Here is a 20,903-nt window from a genome sequence, read left to right as displayed (position 1 = left end):
CTACGTCCTGCGTGCCGGCGTGGCGGGGGGCTCACCGACCGGGCCTATGGCCTTGCGGGCGAGCACAATGAAGGTCTCGCGCTCTGCCTCCGTCAGCCTGTGGAGCATCTCGTCCTGCAGCGCCGTCACGACGGGCAGGCTCGCCTCGAACAGAGTTCTGCCGTCATCGGTCGGTCGCACCTCGCGGGCGCGACGGTCGTGGCGGCTGACCTCGCGCCGGACAAGTCCTTTCTGTTCCAGCCTGTCGATCACGCCGCCTATGGTCGCGCGATCATAGGCGATAGCCGCCGCGACACTCGCCTGGTCGATGCCGGGCCGGTCGATGATCGCATCGAGGGCGGCAAACTGTACGGGTGTCAGATCGTACCCGGCATCCGCCATGTGCCGTGAAAACACCTGCGTTGAAATCTGGTTCAGCCGCCGAATCAGGTGGCCTGGCATGGCGTGCACTTTCATCTGGCGGTTCCTTCTTCGGCTGTAACTAAAGTCATTAATCACAATATGTTATTGAATTTGATTTGTATACTTACCTTTCTGCCGAAAAATGATATGTGTAGATATCAATTCGCGCCGGCACGGTGCGCGACACGAGGAGGAGCCCCCATGCAATTTTACCTCGACGGTTTTCGCGGCGGAGATCCGGACATCCGCAACGCCGCGCCCAATCGGCGGGACCGTGGGCCACATGCGCCGCTGCCCAGCGAGGTCGACGTACTGATCGCTGGCTGCGGTCCAGCGGGCCTTTGCCTTGCGGCGCAGCTTTCGCGGTTTCCGGAAATCGACGTGATGATCGTCGAGCGCAAACCGGGGCCGATCGAAAAAGGGCAGGCGGATGGCGTCAACACCCGCACGATGGAGATGTTCCAGGCCTTCGGTTTCGGCGAGAAAGTGAAGCGCGAAAGCCACTGGGTAAACCAGACGGCCTTCTGGTCGCCGGACCCCGCGAACCCTGCGCACATCCGCCGGATCGGCCGGGTGCAGGACGTGCCGGAGGACAGCTCCGAGATGCCGCACACGCTAATCAACCAGGCGCGCATCCACGAGCTTTTTCTCGACGTGATGCGCAATGCGCCGTCACGGCTGGAACCGGACTATGGCTGGTCGGTCGTGAATGTCGTCGTCGATCCCGCGACCGAGGACCATCCGGTCACGGTCACGCTTGAGAACACCGGCGTCAATCCCGGCGAGACGGTGACGATCCGCGCCAACTACGTGGTCGGCTGCGACGGCGCGCGGTCCAATGTGCGCAAGGCGATTGGCGGGCAGTTGCACGGCGACGCGGCGCATCAGGCCTGGGGGGTGATGGATATCCTCGCCAACACCGACTTCCCCGATGTCCGGCAGAAATGCCTCGTCGCCTCTCAGTCCGAGGGCAACATCCTGATCCTGCCGCGCGAAGGCGGCTACCTGTTTCGCATGTACGTCGAACTGGACAAGCTGAACCCGGATGAGCGTGTGTCCAGTCGCAAGTTCTCGGCCGATGACATGATTGCCGCCGCGAACCGCATCATGGCGCCCTATACCATCGACGTGAAACAGGTGGTCTGGTGGTCGATCTACGAGATCGGGCACCGTCTGACCGACCGGTTCGACGACGTGGGCCAGGACGACGCACGCAATCCCCGTGTGTTCACCGCCGGGGACGCCTGCCACACGCATAGTCCCAAAGCCGGGCAGGGGATGAATGTGTCGATGCAGGATACCTTCAACCTCGGCTGGAAGATGGCGCACGTTCTGACGGGCCGTGCCGACGCCAGCCTGCTGCGGACCTATTCCGCCGAACGCTGGGTCGAGGCGAAGCGCCTGATCGACACCGACCACCAGTGGGCGCGGATCATGTCCGCCCCGCCGGGCCAATCGGAACTCGACGGGTCGGGCATGCCGCGTTTCCAGAAGCAGTTCATCGAGAACCTGATGTTCACAGGCGGCCTTGCGGTGAAATACGACGCGTCGCGCCTGACCGCGAAACAGAGCCACCAACACCTCGCCATCGGACAAGAGATCGGGCGCCGGTTTCATTCCGCGCCGGTGGTGCGTGTGGCCGACGCGATGCAGATGCAACTCGGCCATGTCGCGGAGGCGGATGGACGCTGGCGCATCTATGCCTTCGGTGGGCAAGCGGACACTTCTGCACCCGGCTCCGCGATCCATCGGCTGGCGGAGTGGCTGGAGTCGGATCCAGCCTCGCCTGTGGTGCGATACACGCGGCCGGATGAAGATCCGGATGCGATCATCGACCTGCGCGCCGTGTTCCGGCAAACCTTCGAAGCTGTGGCGATGGAGGACATGCCGCCGCTCTTGAAGCCGATCAAAGGGCCGTTGGGACTGCAGGATAATGAGAAGGTTTTCTGCCTCGATCACAAGGGGATGGGCGACATCTACGACTTGCGCGGCATCGATCGGGAAAAGGGCTGCATGGTCGTCGTTCGGCCCGACCAGTACATCGCCCATGTCCTGCCGCTGGACGCTACGGCAGAGCTGGCGGCCTTCTTCGACGGAGTCCTGTTGCCGCAAAGGTAGGCGCGCGCGCCGGGGCAGCGTCATCAAAGCGCCAAAAGGGCGTTACATTTTCTGGCCAGAACGCGCGAACCGCAGTAAAGGCTGCGGCATCGGGAGCACGGGGAGGAGCCATGCCCGCCAGCTGCAGAGACGTGACGCGCGACATTTCCTATTCCTACTCGGCCAGGACCCGGAGCGGCCGCGCGATGATCCGCCTTATGGAGAACGCCACCGGGCGTCTTGGGCTGATCCGCCGGGCTGCCGGCTACGAAACGGAGGTGGGGCAGGGCCGCGACTTCTGGGAGGTCATGGTGACGCGCTATGGCCTCGGGCTGGAGGTCATCGGCGGATCGCTCGACAACCTCCCCAAGCACGGGCCGCTCGTGGTCACCGCCAACCATCCGTACGGGATCCTCGATGGTCTCATGCTGGGGCACATATTGTCGGTGGCGCGGGGCGACTTCCGCATCCTCGCCAACGGGGTTTTCCGCAAGGCGGCGGAACTGAACCGCGTCGTGCTGCCGATCTCCTTCGACGAGACCAGGGAATCCGTGCAAATGAACCTCGACACCCGGCGGGAGTGTCTGCGTTACCTCGACAGCGGGGGCTGCATCGGTATCTTCCCGGGTGGCACGGTGGCCACGGCGGAACGCCCGTTCGGACAACCGATGGACCCGGGCTGGCGTACCTTCACCGCAAAGATGATTGCCAAGTCCGGCGCGACGGTCGTACCGATTTACTTCGACGGGCATACATCGCGCCTGTTCCAGCTTGCCTCGCACCTGCACACGACCCTGCGCATGGGGCTGCTGATCAAGGAATTCCGGAAACGGGTGGACACGCCCGTGCGAGTCGCCATCGGTCAGCCAATCCCCGCGCACGAGATTGCCCTGCGTGCCAGAGACGCGCGCGCGATGATGGATTTCCTGCGGCAAAGCACCTATCAGTTGTCGCCGACACCGCTGAAATCCCTCGAATACGGATTCGAATTCGAGCAAAAGCACAAGATGCGGCGGCAGTGAAGTGACAGGCACACGGGGCAGGACATGGCGGTAGGTGTATTCGATTCGGGCCTTGGTGGCCTGACCGTATTGGATCGGGTTGTGAAACGGCTGCCGGACGTTCCGTTCGTCTATTTTGCCGACAGCGCCCACGCGCCCTACGGTGTGCGCGACGCCAACGACATCTACGATCTGACCACGCAGGCCGTATCCCGGTTGTGGGACGAAGGCTGTGATCTGGTCGTTCTTGCCTGCAACACCGCCAGCGCGGCGGCGCTCCGCCGGATGCAGGAATCCTGGGTCCCGCGCGACAAGCGCGTTTTGGGGGTCTTCGTGCCGCTGATCGAAGCGCTGACCGCGCGCCAGTGGGGCGACAACTCTCCTCCGCGCGAGGTGGGCATCCAGCACGTCGCCCTTTTTGCCACGCCCGCAACCGTGCGCAGCCGCGCGTTCCAGCGCGAACTGGCTTTCCGGGCAATCGGTGTCGACGTGGAGGCACAGGCCTGCGGCGGTCTGGTCGACGCGATCGAGGAAGGCGACATGATCCTCGCCGAGGCGCTGGTTCGCAGCCACGTGGACGCCCTGAAGCGCAAGATGCCGACACCCGAGGCGGCCATCCTGGGCTGTACGCATTACCCGCTTATGCAGGACATATTTCAGGATGCACTGGGTCCGGACGTGCATGTTTACAGCCAGGCGACCCTGGTGCCGGATTCTCTGGCCGACTACCTCGATCGGCATCCGGACATGTTGGGCCGTGGCACGACCAGCCGGTTCCTGACGACGGGCGATCCGGCGCGTGTCTCGCGCCATGCAACCCAGTTCATGAAGCGCCAGATCACCTTCGAAAAGGTCTGACCTGGGGCACCCTGATCGCGGTTCATGCGTCGGATAACGGCGGCCCGGCAGTCGGCGGGGGCGGAAACCTCAGGTTCAGATAGCCGCGAAGGTAGAACATGATCTCCTTCGTGGCGCCGCGCGGAAAACGCGCTTCGAGCGCGCGGCGCGTCAGGCTGAAATAGCAGGGCAGGTTCGATATCGTGCCGTCGAGCCGCCGGAACCCCATGGACCAGCCGTCGAAGCGCCGCAACTTGGCCGGTCCATAGTGCATGACCTTCATCTTGTAGTGCCGCGGGTCCCGATAAATCCGGTGCAGGGTGGGATCGAGGATGTCCCGAGGCCCTTCCAGCACTTCGAAGAAGTTGCGCGACTTGTATAACAGCAGTCCGCTCAGGCGTCTGGCGAGATTGGACTTCGCAGTCTCGACCATCAGGTGGTCCAGCGCGCTGTCGCTCAGCCGTGTGCGTGTATGGCTGATGCAGATCGCCCGGACCAGAGACGCCGAGTTCACCCCTTTCCCGGGCGATGCGGAAGCGGTGCTGCCGGACAGGTGGTCGAAATCGACGACCGCCATCCCGCAGTAGCCCTGACCCGTGGCAGCGCGGACGGGCCGTACGATGCCTGTAAATGCGTTCATCTTCCCCCTCCTTTCTGCACTGTGCCTTACGGCTGTCCGACGCCGGAGGAGGTCATGCCGCTGTCCGGGGCGATGCCCGCGATGCGGGCGGCTTCGAAGCAGAGGACATAGCCATCCTGCGAAGGACGCCTTGTCCGTGAGTATTTCAGTCAAATCTTAACGGGCCGCTTGATCGCGATGTATCGTCTGTCCCGACCCAAGGTTCCTGGCGGTTCGGCGGCTCAGGTCCGGGGATCCCTCGGGCCGACGTCTCCTTCCCACCATGCTTTCGTCAGGCCCTGGTAGATGGAGATCCGGCTGCCTTCGGGAAAGGCGCGGAGAATGTCCCGGCGGTAGGGCAGGCTCTTGCCTTCCCGGCCACGTTCATCGCGCCAGGCCAGGCGGTAGAGACGGCGGGAGTTCACGGTGATGTGGGTGCGCAGATGCTCGGTCACCACGGCCCTTTCACGCGCGCCGTAGCGGCGGGCGCGCAGGGCGGCGATGGCGCGACGGGCGGGAACCCAAAGCGCAGCAAGAAAGATTGTCCCAAAGACCAGTGCGATGCCCTGCGTCACGGCCGATGCGGTCCGGGTCTCGCCGCGCGACAACTCGATCGTGTCCGGCTCCGACGCGAGATACCACAGGGTTACCGGGGTGCCGATGGCACTCCGGTCATGGGTTGCCGCGTCAGTGTTCTGTTCGACCGTGAGTGGTGCGCTGCCGTCCGGTGTGAACCGGACCTTCACGAAGTAGGACCGCGTTTCGTCGCCGTCGCTGTCGTGGGACACACGGATGTCGCGGCCAAGCACGGTGCCCACTGTCTCTATCCCTTCGGCATCGAAACGCTCAGCCGTCCGGAGCGTGAAGTGGCTGACCAATGTCAGGATCAGCGTCACGACCAGCGGAATATAGGCAATCCAGCCGCCCATCCGGTGAAAGAGGCGGGAGAAGGAGACCGGTCTGGAAAGTGACGGTTCGGCTGGCATGGCGCAGAGAGTGCCGCGAGCTTGGGCCCGGATCAAGCGTAGGTCACTGGTCTGCGGTGTTTTTTTCTTGGTGCCGTGGCCGAGCGGTGGTGGGGCACGCGGCAGGGTCGGGATGGCTCCGGGAATGCGCGGCCGTGCTTTTACGGATCTCGCATGGGCCGTGCGCGCTAGGCAGTTGCGAGAGAGGCATTTTGGCGGTAATGCAAATCCCAAAGGAGATACTGCATGATCGGGACCCGCAACGATTTGCGACGATGACGTTCATGCCGCGCCGGGGCGCGGCACCTGCAGCCCATCCTTCGTTTTCATGAAAGGTGTCTCATGACCCAGTCCATCGCCATCATCGGCGCGTCCGGATACACCGGCGCGGAACTCATCCGGCTGATTGCCACCCACCCGTCGTTCGAGATCAAGGCGCTGGCCGCCAATTCCAAGGCCGGCCAGAGCATGGCACAGGTCTTTCCGCACCTGCGCCAACTCGACCTGCCGACGCTGGTGACGTGGGAGCAGATCGACTTTTCCGAGATTGACCTGTGTTTCTGCGCTCTGCCGCACAAGACAAGCCAGGAGGTTATCTCGAAACTGCCCAAGAGCTTGAAGATCGTCGACCTGTCGGCCGACTTCCGTCTGCGGGATCCGGCCGCCTACAAGACATGGTACGGCAACGATCATGCCGCCGTCGACATGCAGAAAGAAGCGGTCTACGGTCTGACCGAGTTCTACCGCGACGAGATCGCCGGAGCGCGGCTGGTGGCGGGCACCGGGTGCAACGCGGCGACCGGTCAGTACATCCTGCGGCCGCTGATCACCGCCGGTGTGATCGACCTTGACGACATCATCCTCGATCTGCAGTGCGGCGTATCCGGCGCGGGTAGGTCTTTGAAAGAGAACCTGCTGCACGCGGAACTCTCGGAAGGGACGAACGCCTATGCGGTCGGCAGCACCCACCGGCATCTCGGCGAATTCGACCAGGAGTTTTCCAAGCTTGCCGGGCGCGAGGTGAAGATCCAGTTCACACCGCACCTCGGGCCGTTCAACCGCGGCATCCTTGCCACCGGCTACGTGAAGGGCGAGGCGGAGGCGATCAACATGGCGCTTGAAGCCGCTTACGCCAACGAGCCGTTCGTGGAGGTGCTGCCCTTTGGCGAGACGCCTTCCACGCACCACGTCCGGGGATCGAACTTCGTCCACATAGGCGTGGTGGCGGACCGGCTGCCGGGACGGACCATCGTGGTCGCGGCGCTCGACAACCTGTGCAAGGGGTCGTCCGGGCAGGCCCTTCAGAACGCCAACCTGATGTTGGGTGTCGAGGAAACCGCAGGCCTCATGCTGGCGCCCTGCTTTCCGTAGGCGGGGTTTTCCGGATTGAGCGCGCCTGCGCGCGCTCTTTCTGCCGGGGGCAGGCCCCCGGACCCACGTCGGGGCGCTGCCCCGAACCCCGGGGTATTTGGGCCAAGATGAAGGGCCGGCGGCCGTATCTGGGGGCGATCGGGACGGGCAAATCGCCACAGGCCTCCCCGCGCTGCGGGGAATCGCATATATAGCGATGCACCGATCTTTGGGAGGACAGACATGGCGCTGAAGTCGCTGAAGAAGAAACGGCGGATCCAGGTTGTAGCACTGGCTGTGGTCGCGCTGATCGTCTCGACCGGACTGATCGGTTACGCGATGAAGGACGGTATCAATTTTTTCCGGTCTCCAAGCCAGGTGATGGAGGAGCCGCCGTCCCCGAACGAGGTCTTCCGGATCGGCGGGCTGGTTGAGGATGGGTCGCTGGAACGGGGTGTCGGCGAGACGATCCGGTTCCGGGTGACGGATGGCGGCGCGACGGTGCCGGTCGTCTTCACCGGCGTGCTGCCCGATCTCTTCGATGAGAACCAAGGCATGGTGGGCACCGGGCGTTACGTCAACGGCACCTTCGAAGCCTCTGAAATCCTTGCCAAACACGACGAGACCTACATGCCCAAGGAAGTTGTGGACGCGCTGAAGGCGCAAGGGGTCTACCAGGAGCCGGAGAGCTGATCTCACGCACGTTGTGCAGTGAACCGCGGAGCTGTCCGGCCAGCCAGGGGCTGTCGATGGATTGGGCGGCCTCGTTCGGACCGGCGCTCGACAGTGTTGTCAGTGCACTTTTGCCAGCGGCTTGCGGATAGGGGGCCCGGACCCCGGGGTGGTATGCTCGTCTTGGATCGTTGAGGCTTGCGGCTTGTCCTTTCGGACCGCCGTGCCCGAGGGCGGCGGGCTCCACGGACTGGCGGGGAGGACGAGTGCGACGCGCAGCCCGCCCAGCGGTGCGCGGTTGATCTGTATCAGCCCACCCGATTGGCGCGCGAAACCGGACACGGCGGACAGTCCGAGGCCGGACGCCTCGCTTTTGGCCTTGGTGGTGTAGAACGGCTCCGTCAGCATGGCGAGCGCCTCACGCGGGACGCCGGGGCCGTTGTCCTCGACGAAGAACACCGTGTAGGGAGGCGGGCATTCGGTCTTTTGCGCAGGGTCCGGCAGCGTGTCCTGGGTCTCCACCCAGATCCGGATATCGCCCTTTCCCAGCAAGGCATCCTGCGCGTTGAGGCACAGTTGCACGAGGCAGGTTTCCAGCATGTCTGCGTCGACATAGGCGGTCAGCGGCTCGGCGGGCGGCGCCAGCGTGATCTGCATGCCCGGATCGAGAAGGTCGCTTAGCAGGTCCTCAAGCCGGTCGAGGAAACCGCCAACGGACAGGGCCATGGGGGTGAGCCTGGTGCGGCCCGAGGCCGCGAGCAATTGCTGGACCGTCAGAGCCGCCCTGCGTGCCGCCTTTCGGCTGAGGTCGAGTGCGGCCATGCGATCCTCGGGCGTGTCGAGGAGTTCGAACAATTCGAGGTGGCCGAGGATCACGGTGAGCTGATTGTTGAAGTCGTGCGCCACGCCACCGACGAACTGGTTCAGTGCGCGGGCCTTCTGGGCATTCGCGTATTTCTGTTGCGCCTCGCGAAATTGCGTCTGTCGACGCGCATCGGTCAATAACGAGACGATCACATAGGTCGTCAGGGCGGCGTCGGCCACGATGACAAGCGCACCCTCCTGCCAGCTGCGGGTCATGGGCAGGACGATGGCGGCTGCGGCCCCGAATATGGTGAGCAGAAGGCATACATCGACCGCGATGATCGCGAAATCCCGCTGGCGCCTGTGCAGCAGATAGATGGTGTAGCCTGTCAGGGTTGCTGCGGCGGCGAAGTCCATGCCCGTGCCGGGTGAAGAGGCGAGAATCCAGATCGGGAGCGAGAGGAAGATCAGGCCGGAGGCGGCATAGGCCGCCAGGACAATCGCGATATCGAAGACCGGCGTGCGCATGTGTCGCCGCGCAAGCAGCGCCATGATCGTCAGTTCGGAACCGGTGTGAGCAAGGAACCAGAAGATGACGAGGTGGTCTGGCCGGGCGATGTAGTACGCAGTGGCGCCGATGCCGACGAGCAGGATGCGCAGCAGGGTGTCGGACCGCGACCGGTGCTCAGCACGGCGGATTTCCTCCAGTCGTTCCTTGTATGCCGCGGAAGACATAACGTTCACCCTGCGCTTCCCGATCACCGGCGGCGGCCGGAAATCGGGTTCGATGATAGGGGGATGGACACGATCGCTCTATGGACGTCGGGGCCGTATTGCCCGGAGGCGTGGTCTCATCCGTATAGGGCTGGCACGTGTCAGTTGCGCCAGCCCGCTGGTGTCATCTCAGGATGGAGCGACCGGCGTAAATCGCGGTGTCTTCCAGCATTTCCTCGATCCGGATGAGCTGGTTGTATTTCGCCAGCCGGTCGGACCGCGCCAGGCTGCCGGTCTTGATCTGGCCGCAGTTCGTGGCGACGGCAAGGTCGGCGATGGTGGCATCCTCGGTTTCGCCGGAGCGGTGCGACATGACGTTGGTCATGCGCGCGCGGTGCGCCATCTCGACCGCCTGGAGCGTTTCGGTCAGAGTACCGATCTGGTTGACCTTCACCAGCATGGAGTTGGCGCAGCCCTTCTCGATGCCCATCGAAAGGCGCTTGGGGTTGGTGACGAACAGGTCGTCGCCCACAAGCTGACAACGGTTGCCCAGAACGTCCGTCAGCATCTTCCAGCCATCCCAGTCGTCCTCGGCGCAACCGTCCTCGATCGAGATGATCGGGTAGTCGTTCACCAGCGCCTCAAGGTACTTCACGTTGTCTTCTGGCGACAGCGACAGGCCTTCGCCCTTCATCTCGTACTTGCCGTCCTTGAAGTACTCGGTCGAGGCGGCGTCGAGCGCGAGGTAGATGTCTTCGCCAGGCTTGTAGCCTGCCTTCTCGATGGACTTCAGGATGAAGTCGAGCGCGTCGCGCGTTCCCTTCAGTTCCGGTGCGAACCCGCCTTCGTCGCCCAGACCGGTCGACATGCCCGCTGCCGAAAGCTCCTTCTTCAGGGTGTGGAAGACCTCGGAGCCCATGCGCACCGCCTCGGCGATGTTCTCCGCCGCGACCGGCATGATCATGAACTCCTGAATGTCGATCGGGTTGTCCGCGTGTTCGCCGCCGTTGATGATGTTCATCATCGGGACAGGCAGGGTGCGGGCGGATGTGCCGCCCACGTAGCGGAACAGCGGCTGGCCGGCAAAGTCGGCTGCGGCCTTGGCACAGGCCAGCGACACGCCGAGGATCGCGTTGGCGCCCAGGCGGCCCTTGTTGTCGGTGCCGTCGAGTTCGATCATCGTGAGGTCGATGGCCACCTGTTCGGTCGCGTCGAAGCCGACGATGTTCTCGGCAATCTCGCCGTTAACACTTGCCACGGCATCCCGGACGCCCTTGCCCATGTAGCGCGACTTGTCGCCGTCGCGCTTTTCGACGGCTTCGTGCACGCCGGTCGATGCGCCGGAGGGCACGGCGGCCCGGCCCATGGTGCCGTCTTCGAGGAGGACGTCGACCTCGACGGTCGGGTTGCCGCGGCTGTCGAGGATTTCGCGGGCGTGGATGTCGATGATGGTGCTCATGGCTGTCTCCGGAGCTGGGCGTCTGTCCGGAGGTTTATCAGGCCGCGAGTGAAAGTAAACGGTGGCGTTATCGCTAACACGCCTTCCGGCGCGAGGGTTGCGCTAACGCCTGCGCTGCGGGTGCGACTGTACGGGCCAGCGCACGTTCCCGGAGGAAGGTATACAGTCCCGCGGCGAAGATGATCCCGGCGCCGACGTATGTCATCATATCGGGACGGTCGCCAAAGATCAGAATGCCGAGCGCCGGGGTGAACAGCAGGCGCGTGTAGCGGAATGGGGCGACGATGGAGGCCGGTGCCATGCGCATCGCCGTCGTGATGGCAAGATAGCCCAGCGTGGTGACGAAAATGGTCCCCAGAATGAACCACAAGGTCAGTGCGGAATAGTCCGACGACCGTTCCGCAAAGCTCCAAAGAAGGATGCCGGCAGGGATGGTCACGGCGAACCCCCATGTGGAAATCGCCAGCGCCGGGATGTGGGGCGGCGACAAACGGGTGACGAGGTCGCGACCCGAAAGGCCCGCAATGCCCATCACGGCAAACAGCTCGTACCCGGTGAAGCTGGCGGACCATGGGCGGATCACCAGCAGCATGCCGAAGATGCCGATGGCGACAGCGAACCAACGGCGCGGCCCGATCTCTTCCTTCAGGAAGATCGCGGCACCGATTGTGACCACCAACGGGCCGGTCTGCATGATCGCCGCGAAGACCGGAAGAGAGACATGGGCGATCCCGTTGACAAGCCCGATGGCGCCGATGATCTCGAACCCGTTGCGGAGCAGGATCATAGGATGCAGCGCGTCCTTCGTCAGGATCTTCACACGCATTGCCAGGGCCAACGCGATGAAGAACGCGGTGCCGCCGATCGAGACAAGCGTCATCACCTCGCCGATGGGAGCGCGCTGGGTGGAAAGCTTGTAAAAGGCGTCGGACCCGGACAGCAGGGCCATGGACAGGATCATCAGGAGAATGGCGCGCAGGGTCATGCCGGTCTTGTGATCCCAATTGCAGGATTCGGCAAGATATGTGCCGAGCGCACATTTCTGCGCATGTCAGGCAACGACCGCCGCGAGGGCATACGCTGCCTGCCAACAGTTCAGTTCGTGGCGGTCTGCAGCTCGTGCAGGTGGGCCGCGCAACCCCGCAGCGCCGCGTAGTCGTCCGTCACGAGGTGCACGGGGAACTGCTCCATGAAGGCAGCGAAGCGGCCCTTGTCACGAAACGCCTCCGCAAAGCCCAGCTCCATCAGGTGGGGCCCGAGGTGGCGAGTGACACCGCCCACAAGGAAGACGCCGCCAAAGGGCAGGGTGGTCAGGGCAAGGTCGCCCGCATACCGTCCGAGGTAGCGCACGAATAGCTTTGCCGCCTTGCGGGCGCGGTCTTCGCCTGCCGCGTAGGCCTCCATCACCGTTGCGGCTTCGCGACGGTTAGCGCCGTCCCCGATGAACTCGTCGAGGTTCTCTAGCCCGCGGCCTGACAGGATCTCTTCCATGCCGGAGGACGGAATGCGCGCGTTCATCCAGTCGACCAGCCGCAGCTCCTCCGTATCGCGCGCTTGAAGCGCGATGTGCCCGGCCTCTGCCGCAGGGACCAGCGTCAGCGTGCCGGAAGTGTGCACCGGGACGGCGTTCAGCCCGGTCCCGACGTTGACCACCAGCCGCACATCGCTGGGCGCGGGCTGACCCGGCATCAGCGTCAGGAGGCTGTCTGCATCGAGATGGGGGACGGAGTGCCCCTGCGCCTGCAGGTCGTTCAACACCACCACGCGAGCGCCACCAGTGCGGGCCGACAGCGCGCGCGCGTCGATGGTCCAGTCGAGATTGGTGAGTGTGCCCACGCCGTCCTTCACCGGTCCGGCCATGTCTACGCAGATCGCGCCGACGAGCGGATGGGCGGAGAGGTATGCGTCGAGGATCGGCTCAAGGCCGGGGTGTTCGGCGTTGCGATAGCGTTGGATGGTGTCGGTCAGCACCTCGCCATCGTCACACAGCGCGACGCGCGTGTTCGTGCCGCCGATATCGACGGTGACGGAAACGGGAGTGATCATGGCTGATCCCTTCAGCTTTGCAGCGCGGACTTCAATTCGTGGTATGAGGACTTTGCCGTTCTTTCAAGCGTTCCGAAGTCGACGTGCACCAACCCGAACCGCTTTTCATACCCCAGCGCCCACTCGTAGTTGTCGAGCAGCGACCATATGAAATAACCCGATACCGGCACACCAGCGGCAATCGCCCGTTGAACCGCGTCGAGATGGTCTTCGAGGAAGGCGGTTCGCGACGGATCCTGCACGGCGCCATCGACCAGCACGTCCGGTGACGCCATGCCGTTCTCGGTGACATAAAGCGGCAGGTCGCCGGTGTACTCGCGGGCGGTGCGCGTGAGAAAATCCTCCAGCCCCTGCGGATAGATTTCCCAGTCCATGAAGGTCTTCGGCAGCGGGCCTTCGACCTCTTTAAGCGAGGGGAAGGGGGTGGCGTCCGGCGCGATCAGCTTGCGCGTGTAGTAGTTCAGGCCACACCAGTCGAGCGGTTCCTGGATCGTCGGGAAATCGTCCTGCCAGCCCGCGGGCAGATGCGGCTCCAGCCCGTCGAGCGCGGCCTGCGGGTAGGCGCCTTTGAACACGCCGCCCAGAAACCAGCGGTTGTAGATCGCGTCGTACCGCGCGGCGGCCGCTTGGGCCTCGGGTGTGCCGTCCGCAGGCGTGGCCCATTCGAGGTTGAAGACGCCGCCGAGGTTCGACATGCCAAGGCCCCGCATCGTCTGGATGGCGGTGCCATGGGCGAGCAGGACGTGATGCATCGCGCGGGCGGCGGCGCGCACATCGCGCAGACCGGGGGCGTGCCCGCCCATGAAGTGCGACAACCACGCCACGCACCACGGCTCGTTTATCGGCGCGACAGAGAACATTCGGTCGCCCAACCGTTTCATCGCGATCTCGGTAAACTCTCCGAACCAGGCCGCGATGTCCCGGTTGCGCCAACCGCCCTTGTCGGCCAGCGCGGAGGGCAGTTCCCAGTGATAGAGCGTGGCACAGGGCTTCAGACCGCGTTCCAGCATCGCGTCGGTCAGCCGGTCGTAGTAGTCCAGTCCTTCCGCGTTGGGCGTCCCCGTACCCTCTGGCAGGACCCGCGCCCAACTGATGGAGAAACGATAGGCGTCCAACCCGGCAGCCTTCACAAGGTCGAGGTCCTCGGCAAAGCGGTGATAGTGGTCGCAGGCCCGGTCGCCGTTTTCGGCGCGGACCACGTTGCCGGGTGTCGCCGCGAAGTCGTCCCAGTGGTTTCGGCCCGCACCGCCGAAGGCATGGCCCTCGATCTGGTAGGCGGAGGTTGCGGTGCCGAAGAGGAAACCTTCGGGGAAATCGGATCGCTTGTGGCGCATGGGAAAACCTTATGTCGGTTGGGGGACCTTGCGGGCCGGGCCGGTGGAGGTGCCGATGATCAGCTCCGCCTCCATGAGGTGTGTCAGGGGTTGGCCGCCGGGATTGCGGATTTGATCTAGCAGCATCTCTGCGGCACGTTCGCCGGCCTCCCGGACGGAGGAGCGTGTGGCCGTAAAGATCGGGACGGAATGCCCGTTCTTCAGGTATCCGAGGTCGTCGTCGTGCGTGATGACCGAGATGTCGCGCCCCATCTCCAGCCCAGCCTCGTGGATCGCGCGGCGGACGCCGATGGCGGTGATCATGGACGACACGATAAAGGCGGTCGGCGGACGGGCGTCGGCCAGCATCTCGGCGGCGGTACGGAAGCCGTAGACCTCGGTCATCTCCTCGGCCCGCATGAGGGTCGGGTCGGGTGCCATGCCGCGGTCGGTCAGGGCCGTTTCGTACCCGATTCGGCGGCGATAGGCGAAATCCATGAACTCCAGCCCGTTGATGAGGGCGATCCGCTGGTGCCCGAGATCCAGCAGAAATTCCGTCGCGCGCTGAAAGGCGCCAGCGTTGTTGATGTCGAGCCACGAGTAGGGTTCTGTCACCTCTGAGGCGCGTCCATGCACGAGGAACGGCATCCCCAGTTCAGAAAGGAGGGCGATTCGCGGGTCGGACATCTTCGGGCCGTGCACGATGATGCCGTCCACGATCCCGCGCGCGTCGATGGACCGATAGGCCTTTTCCTCCTCCAGGTCGGAGACGAGCGAGATGACGATCTCGTAGCCGGCGCGGGAATAGGCGTTGCCGGCGCCTGCGATGAAATCGCCGAAAATGGGGTTCACCATCTCGTGGCTGGCCGAGATCGGAAGGATGTGCCCGATGGCGTGTGCGCGCCCCGTGGCCAGCCCCTTGGCCCGCGTGTTCGGGCTGTAATTCATGTCGCGCGCGGCCTGCTTGACCCGCTCTCTCGTCTTCTCGCTCACCTCCGGATAGCCGTTCAGCGCACGGCTGACGGTCGTCTGGGAAAGGTGGAGATGTTCCGCGAGTTCTTTTAGATTCATCGTGCCATGTGATCCAAAGCGCTTTGGCTTTGTCAAGAGTATGTTCGCTAACACGGCATGATGCAATGCGGCGCTTAATGCTGCATTGCAGCGGTCTATTTCATTAAATTGTTGGAAGCACGGTTGACACACGCTATTCATTAAGGAAGGCTGACCTCGCTCAAAGCGCTTTGGATGACTCCACCACAGCAAGCGTCGTTGAGCTGGGTTTCACCCGCCTTGGGGCGGGATACTGGGAGGACGAATTCATGAAAACTTCGCTTTATGCCGGTGTTGCCCTGTGCACGCTGGGTGCCGGGGCGGCGCATGCAGAGGATCTGACGGTCTTCGGTCCGTGGCTGGGTCCGGACCAGGAAATGGTCGAGACCGTGCTGGATGCCTTCGCCGAACAGTCGGGCCATAACGTGTCCTACGTCGGCTCCGACAGCTTCGAGCAGCAGATCCTCGTCGACGCCGAAGCGGGCTCCGCGCCGAACGTATCGGTGTTCCCGCAGCCGGGCCTTGCCGCCGACATGGCGTCGCGGGGGTTCCTCACGCCGCTGGGTCAGGACGTCGCCGACTGGGTGGCAGAGAACTACGCGGCGGGGCAGTCCTGGGTCGATCTCGGGACCTATGCGGGACCTGACGGCGAGGATCACCTCTACGGTTTCTTCTACAAGGTCGATGTGAAGTCGCTGGTCTGGTATGTGCCGGAGAACTTCGAGGACGCGGGCTACGAGGTTCCCGAGACGCTCGAAGAGCTGAAGGCCCTGACCGATCAGATGGTCGAGGACGGCGAGACGCCGTGGTGCATCGGACTGGGATCCGGCGGCGCAACCGGCTGGCCGGCGACCGACTGGGTCGAGGACATGATGCTGCGCACGCAGTCCCCCGAGGACTACGACGCATGGGTCAGCAACGACCTGAAGTTCAACGACCCGAAGGTGGTCGGCGCTATCGAGGAATTCGGTTGGTTCATCGAGGATGATCGCGTGGCCGGGGGCAGGGGCGCGGTGGCGTCCACCGACTTCCGCGACAGTCCCAAGGGCCTGTTTGCCTCGCCGCCGCAGTGCTACTTGCACCATCAGGCATCCTTCATCCCGGCCTTCTTCCCGGAAGGCACCGAGGTCGGCCTCGACGCAGACTTCTTCTACTTCCCGGCCTATGCTGAAAAGGACCTTGGCACGCCGGTTCTGGGGGCGGGCACACTCTGGGCCATCACCAACGAGAACCAGGCCGCACATGACCTGATCGCGTGGCTCGAAACGCCCGAGGCGCACGAGATCTGGATGGGCCTCAAGGGCTTCCTGACCCCGCACAAAGGTGTCGATCCCGAGGCGTTCTCCGATCCGACGCTGCGCAAGATGAACGAGATCCTGCTGGGGGCCACGACTTTCCGCTTCGACGGCTCCGACCTGATGCCGGGCGGAGTCGGCGCGGGTTCGTTCTGGACCGGCATGGTGGATTACGCGGGCGGCGAGTCCGCCGAAGCGGTCGCGACCGAGATCCAGGAAAGCTGGGACGCGCTGAAGTAAGCGCCTTACCATAGTCCGCTCCGGACAGATGCGGTCCCCTTGCGTGGGGCCGTTTCCGGGGCGGGGTTTCATACAGCGGGGGAGAAGGGCCGATGCATCCGGCGCTACAGGGTCTCTTGACGATCGTGATCGGGGTGGGTGCCTGCCTCGCCTATTTCTGGGCCTCGAACCAGATCCTGGACAAGGTTCTGTTTCCGGCGAAAGGCCCCAACGCGGGGCGCAACATCAACCGCGCCAGCATGATACGGCCGTGGCTTTTCCTGTTCCCGGCGCTCTTCGCGCTGACGCTCTACTTGGCCTATCCGGTTCTGGAGACGCTGCGCCTTTCGCTGACCGACCGGCGCATGGGGGGCGCATGGGCGGGTTTCGACAACTACTCTCAGATGTTCTCCGAGGCGAAGTTCTGGGAGGCGATGCGCAACAATATGCTCTGGCTGGTCGTGGTGCCCGCCTTGTCGACCGCTTTCGGGCTGATCGTGGCGCAACTGACCGACCGGCTGCGCTGGGGCAACGTTGCGAAGTCGCTGATCTTCATGCCCATGGCGATCTCCTTTGTCGGCGCGTCGGTTATCTGGAAACTGGTCTACGACGCCCGCCCGCCGGGCACCGAGCAGATCGGCGTGCTGAACGCCATTTACGTGTTCTTCACCGGCGGAGAGCCGCAGCAGTGGCTGACGATCCCGCTGTGGAACAACTTCTTCCTGATGGTGGTGCTGATCTGGATCCAGACCGGCTTTGCCATGGTGATCCTGTCGGCCGCCCTGCGTGGCATCCCAGAAGAGACCGTCGAAGCCGCCATCGTCGACGGCGCCGGTCCCTTCCAGATCTTCTTCAAGATCAAGGTGCCGCAGATCTATCCGACGATCATGGTCGTCTGGACGACGATCACCCTGGTGGTGCTCAAGATCTTTGACATCGTCTTTGCCATGACCAACGGCCAGTGGGGTACACAGGTCCTGGCCAACTACATGTTCGACAAGCTGTTCAGGGCCAACGACTGGGGCGTCGGCTCCGCATCGGCCATCATCATCATGGTCCTCGTGACGCCGATCCTCGTGTGGAACGTGGTGCAGGCGCGTCGGGAAATGCGATGACCGGCCGGTCGGTCGTGCAGGGATAAGGGGGCGGGGGCTCGTTATGGACAATATCGCAGGACACAAGTCGTCGCTGACATGGGCGGTGAACATCTCGGTCGTGGTGATCGTGGCGCTCTGGCTCTTTCCGACGGTGGGGCTGTTCGTCTCGTCCTTCCGGACGGCGGACCAGATCGCGACCACCGGCTGGTGGAAGGCGCCCTTCGCCGCGGAGCAGAACCTCGTGCTTCGCACCAAGGCGCCTGAAGACCAGGTGCAGGAGGGCGACCTCTACGTCATTTCGGGCAATCTCTTCGATGAAGAGGGGCGTGACCGGCTGGGCATTTCGGCCTGGGGTACGTCCTCGCGCGATGTGGCCGCCTATGAGCCGGGGGACACGGTTGAGGATGACGAGATGCGCATCACGCTGGCGAAGAACGGCGACTACCGCGTCGAAAGCGGGGTTGCGATGGAAGGCCGCCGGGGCGAGCGACTGTTCGTCACCGCGCTCGTTCCGCCGGAATTCACACTCGACAATTACCGCCAGGTGCTGACCTCCGGCAACGCGACCGACAGCATGGCCAAAGCCTTCTTCAACACGCTGACGGTCACGATCCCGGCGACGATCATCCCGATCGTGGTGGCGGCCTTTGCGGCCTACGCGCTGGCATGGATGGATTTCCCGGGCCGCGCGCTGCTGATCGCCTTCGTGGTGGGGCTGCTGGTCGTGCCGCTGCAACTGGCGCTGATCCCGCTGTTGAAGCTGCACCTGCAAATCGGGATCGGGAAGGGCTACCTGGGCACATGGCTGGCGCACACGGCCTTCGGCCTGCCACTCGCCATCTACCTGCTCAGAAACTACATGGCTGGGCTGCCGCGCGACATCATCGAGAATGCGCGCGTCGACGGGGCGACGGATTTCCAGATCTTCACCAAGATCATCCTGCCGCTGAGCTACCCGGCACTGGCAAGCTTTGCGATCTTCCAGTTCCTCTGGACATGGAACGACCTGCTGGTGGCAAAGGTCTTCCTGATCGACGCCACGGGCCAGACCACTGTGATGACCAACCAGATCGTCGAGCTGCTGGGAACCCGTGGCGGCAACTGGGAAATCCTCGCCACCGCGGCCTTCGTCAGCATCGCCGTACCGCTGGTCGTGTTCTTCGCCATGCAGCGATACCTGGTGCGCGGCCTTCTGGCGGGCTCCGTGAAGTGAATTGAAAACCGCCCCGGGACATGGACCGGGGCCCCGGCTCCGGGCCGGCCAAGAAAGGGTCCCGGACCTCGTCCGGGCCTACAAGGGAAAAAAAATGACAGACTCGAGCATCGACAAGGACTGGTGGCGCGGCGGAGTGATCTATCAGATCTATCCGCGCAGCTACCAGGATTCCAACGGCGACGGGATCGGCGACCTCAACGGCATCACGGCGCGCCTCTGGCACGTCGCGAGCCTTGGCGTGGACGCGATCTGGATCTCGCCGTTCTTCACCTCTCCGATGAAGGACTTCGGCTACGACGTCAGCGATTACTGCGACGTCGATCCGATGTTCGGCTCGCTCTCGGATTTCGACACGATGGTCGAGACGGCACATCTGCACGGCATCAAGGTGATGATCGATCTGGTGCTTTCGCACACCTCGGACCTGCACCCGTGGTTCGTCGAAAGCCGGTCGTCGCGCACCAATGCGAAATCCGACTGGTACGTTTGGTCCGATCCGCAACCCGATGGCACACCGCCGAACAACTGGCTGTCGATTTTCGGCGGCTCGGCCTGGCAGTGGGACACCACACGAGAACAGTACTACCTGCACAACTTCCTGACCTCGCAGCCGGACCTCAACTTCCACTGCCCCGAAGTGCAGGACGCCTTGCTGGAGGTTGTGCGGTTCTGGCTCGACCGGGGGGTGGACGGGTTCCGCCTCGATACGATCAACTTCTACGTCCACGATCAGGAGCTGCGCTCCAACCCGCCCCTGCCGCCGGAACGCCGCGACGATTCCATCGCGCCGAAGGTGAACCCCTACAATCACCAGGAGCATATCTATTCGAAAAACCGTCCCGAGAACATCGCCTTCCTCGAACGGTTCCGCGCCCTGCTGGACGAATACGAAGGCAAGACCGCCGTGGGTGAGGTCGGCGACGCGCAGCGCGGGCTGGAGATCATGGGCGAATACACGCGCGGCACCAAGCGCGTGCACATGTGCTATTCCTTCGAATTCCTGTCGAACACCTACCCCTCGGCCGAGCGTGTCGTGCAGGTGATGAACGACGTGGACGAGCGCGCGAATGGCGGCTGGCCCTGCTGGGCCTATTCCAACCACGACGTGGTGCGCCATGCCTCGCGCTGGAATCTGCCGCCGGCGGCCTTGCGTGCGCTGACGACCTTGCAGATGTGCCTGCGGGGGTCGGTCTGCATCTACCAGGGCGAAGAATTGGGCCTGCACGAAGCAGACGTGGCCTACGAAGACTTGCAGGACCCCTACGGCATCGCGATGTGGCCAGAGTTCAAGGGCCGCGATGGGTGCCGCACGCCGATGGTCTGGGACGCGCAGGCGGTGAACGGCGGGTTCTCCGACTCGCATCCGTGGTTGCCGGTCAGCTTCGAACACATCCGTGCCGCCGTGTCCGCGCAGGAGGACGATCCGGGCGCGCTTCTGCACCACTATCGCAGGGCCATCGCCTTCCGTCACAGCCACGTGGCGCTGAAGAAGGGCGAACACTACGGCATGGATCACACCGGGACGGTCGTGCACTTCTTCCGCAAGAGCGACGACGAAGAGATTTTCGTGGCGATCAACCTGTCGGGCGAACCGGCGAACATCGACATGCCGGAAGGCACCTGGTTCCAGATCGGGCAGGAACTGGGCAGCGCCGCACCGGGACCGGACGGCAAACTGCATCTTGGTCCGTGGCAACCTGCGCTTGCACTGCGCAATACGCACTGACGCGATAGAAGGGGGAGGGGC

18 protein-coding genes are annotated in these 20,903 nt (G+C 63.8%); 9 read left to right on the top strand and 9 right to left on the bottom strand.

Annotated elements, in window-relative coordinates; genetic code table 11:
* Positions 1–456, bottom strand: coding sequence for a MarR family winged helix-turn-helix transcriptional regulator (locus ABFK29_RS13600; RefSeq protein WP_005855751.1), 456 nt, complete (start codon positions 454–456; stop codon positions 1–3).
* Between the two features lie 147 nt (positions 457–603).
* Between ABFK29_RS13600 and ABFK29_RS13595 the strand changes: the two genes are divergently transcribed.
* The 3 genes from ABFK29_RS13595 (at position 604) to ABFK29_RS13585 (ending at position 4,358) form a co-directional block, all read left to right on the top strand.
* Positions 604–2,520 (top strand): FAD-dependent monooxygenase, encoded by a 1,917-nt coding sequence (locus ABFK29_RS13595; protein WP_005855749.1) that lies wholly within the window; start codon positions 604–606, stop codon positions 2,518–2,520.
* Between the two features lie 110 nt (positions 2,521–2,630).
* A complete protein-coding gene (locus ABFK29_RS13590; RefSeq protein ID WP_040604155.1) occupies positions 2,631–3,521 on the top strand; it encodes a lysophospholipid acyltransferase family protein in 891 nt (296 codons plus the stop codon).
* A gap of 24 nt (positions 3,522–3,545) precedes the next feature.
* Positions 3,546–4,358 (top strand): glutamate racemase, encoded by an 813-nt coding sequence (locus tag ABFK29_RS13585; protein WP_040604154.1) that lies wholly within the window; start codon positions 3,546–3,548, stop codon positions 4,356–4,358.
* Between the two features lie 22 nt (positions 4,359–4,380).
* Here the strand turns inward: ABFK29_RS13585 and ABFK29_RS13580 are convergent, their stop codons facing one another.
* Positions 4,381–4,977 (bottom strand): BLUF domain-containing protein, encoded by a 597-nt coding sequence (locus tag ABFK29_RS13580; RefSeq protein ID WP_040604153.1) that lies wholly within the window; start codon positions 4,975–4,977, stop codon positions 4,381–4,383.
* Positions 4,978–5,198: 221 nt separating this feature from the next.
* Entirely contained in the window at positions 5,199–5,942 is a 744-nt protein-coding gene (locus tag ABFK29_RS13575; RefSeq protein ID WP_083803400.1) for a DUF3592 domain-containing protein, read from the bottom strand.
* Between the two features lie 321 nt (positions 5,943–6,263).
* Between ABFK29_RS13575 and argC the strand changes: the two genes are divergently transcribed.
* Positions 6,264–7,292 (top strand): N-acetyl-gamma-glutamyl-phosphate reductase, encoded by a 1,029-nt coding sequence (argC, locus tag ABFK29_RS13570; protein WP_005855741.1) that lies wholly within the window; start codon positions 6,264–6,266, stop codon positions 7,290–7,292.
* A gap of 222 nt (positions 7,293–7,514) precedes the next feature.
* Positions 7,515–7,964, top strand: a complete 450-nt coding sequence (gene ccmE / locus ABFK29_RS13565; protein WP_005855740.1) for a cytochrome c maturation protein CcmE — start codon at positions 7,515–7,517, stop codon at positions 7,962–7,964.
* Between the two features lie 99 nt (positions 7,965–8,063).
* On the opposite strand, the gene ABFK29_RS13560 is transcribed toward ccmE, so the two are convergent.
* The 6 genes from ABFK29_RS13560 to ABFK29_RS13535 all read right to left on the bottom strand — a co-directional run bounded on the left by ABFK29_RS13560 (position 8,064) and on the right by ABFK29_RS13535 (position 15,350).
* The gene (locus tag ABFK29_RS13560) at positions 8,064–9,482 is read right to left on the bottom strand and encodes an ATP-binding protein (protein WP_005855739.1); all 1,419 of its coding nucleotides are present in this window, start codon (positions 9,480–9,482) and stop codon (positions 8,064–8,066) included.
* Positions 9,483–9,645: 163 nt separating this feature from the next.
* On the bottom strand, positions 9,646–10,920 hold the full coding sequence (eno, locus tag ABFK29_RS13555) for a phosphopyruvate hydratase (RefSeq protein WP_005855738.1): 1,275 nt from the start codon (positions 10,918–10,920) through the stop codon (positions 9,646–9,648).
* 73 nt (positions 10,921–10,993) lie between these two features.
* Positions 10,994–11,905 carry a DMT family transporter gene (locus ABFK29_RS13550; RefSeq protein ID WP_005855737.1) on the bottom strand — a complete coding sequence of 304 codons (912 nt, stop codon included), beginning with the start codon at positions 11,903–11,905 and terminating at the stop codon, positions 10,994–10,996.
* A 110-nt stretch (positions 11,906–12,015) separates the two neighbouring features.
* The gene (locus ABFK29_RS13545; RefSeq protein ID WP_005855735.1) at positions 12,016–12,966 is read right to left on the bottom strand and encodes an ROK family protein; all 951 of its coding nucleotides are present in this window, start codon (positions 12,964–12,966) and stop codon (positions 12,016–12,018) included.
* A gap of 11 nt (positions 12,967–12,977) precedes the next feature.
* A complete protein-coding gene (locus ABFK29_RS13540) occupies positions 12,978–14,300 on the bottom strand; it encodes a GH1 family beta-glucosidase (protein ID WP_005855734.1) in 1,323 nt (440 codons plus the stop codon).
* 9 nt (positions 14,301–14,309) lie between these two features.
* Complete coding sequence (locus ABFK29_RS13535; RefSeq protein WP_005855732.1) at positions 14,310–15,350, bottom strand: substrate-binding domain-containing protein; 1,041 nt, start codon at positions 15,348–15,350, stop codon at positions 14,310–14,312.
* 248 nt (positions 15,351–15,598) lie between these two features.
* Between ABFK29_RS13535 and ABFK29_RS13530 the strand changes: the two genes are divergently transcribed.
* From ABFK29_RS13530 to ABFK29_RS13515, 4 genes are all read left to right on the top strand, one after another.
* On the top strand, positions 15,599–16,864 hold the full coding sequence (locus ABFK29_RS13530) for an ABC transporter substrate-binding protein (RefSeq protein WP_040604201.1): 1,266 nt from the start codon (positions 15,599–15,601) through the stop codon (positions 16,862–16,864).
* A gap of 92 nt (positions 16,865–16,956) precedes the next feature.
* Positions 16,957–17,958 (top strand): carbohydrate ABC transporter permease, encoded by a 1,002-nt coding sequence (locus tag ABFK29_RS13525; protein WP_005855729.1) that lies wholly within the window; start codon positions 16,957–16,959, stop codon positions 17,956–17,958.
* 43 nt (positions 17,959–18,001) lie between these two features.
* Complete coding sequence (locus ABFK29_RS13520) at positions 18,002–19,153, top strand: carbohydrate ABC transporter permease (protein ID WP_005855727.1); 1,152 nt, start codon at positions 18,002–18,004, stop codon at positions 19,151–19,153.
* Between the two features lie 94 nt (positions 19,154–19,247).
* Entirely contained in the window at positions 19,248–20,882 is a 1,635-nt protein-coding gene (locus ABFK29_RS13515) for an alpha-amylase family glycosyl hydrolase (protein WP_005855725.1), read from the top strand.
* The last annotated feature ends 21 nt before the right edge of the window (positions 20,883–20,903 follow it).

The organism is Sagittula stellata E-37, from assembly GCF_039724765.1.
Classification (GTDB): Bacteria; Pseudomonadota; Alphaproteobacteria; order Rhodobacterales; family Rhodobacteraceae; genus Sagittula; species Sagittula stellata.
This window is presented reverse-complemented; position numbering and strand designations above follow the sequence as displayed.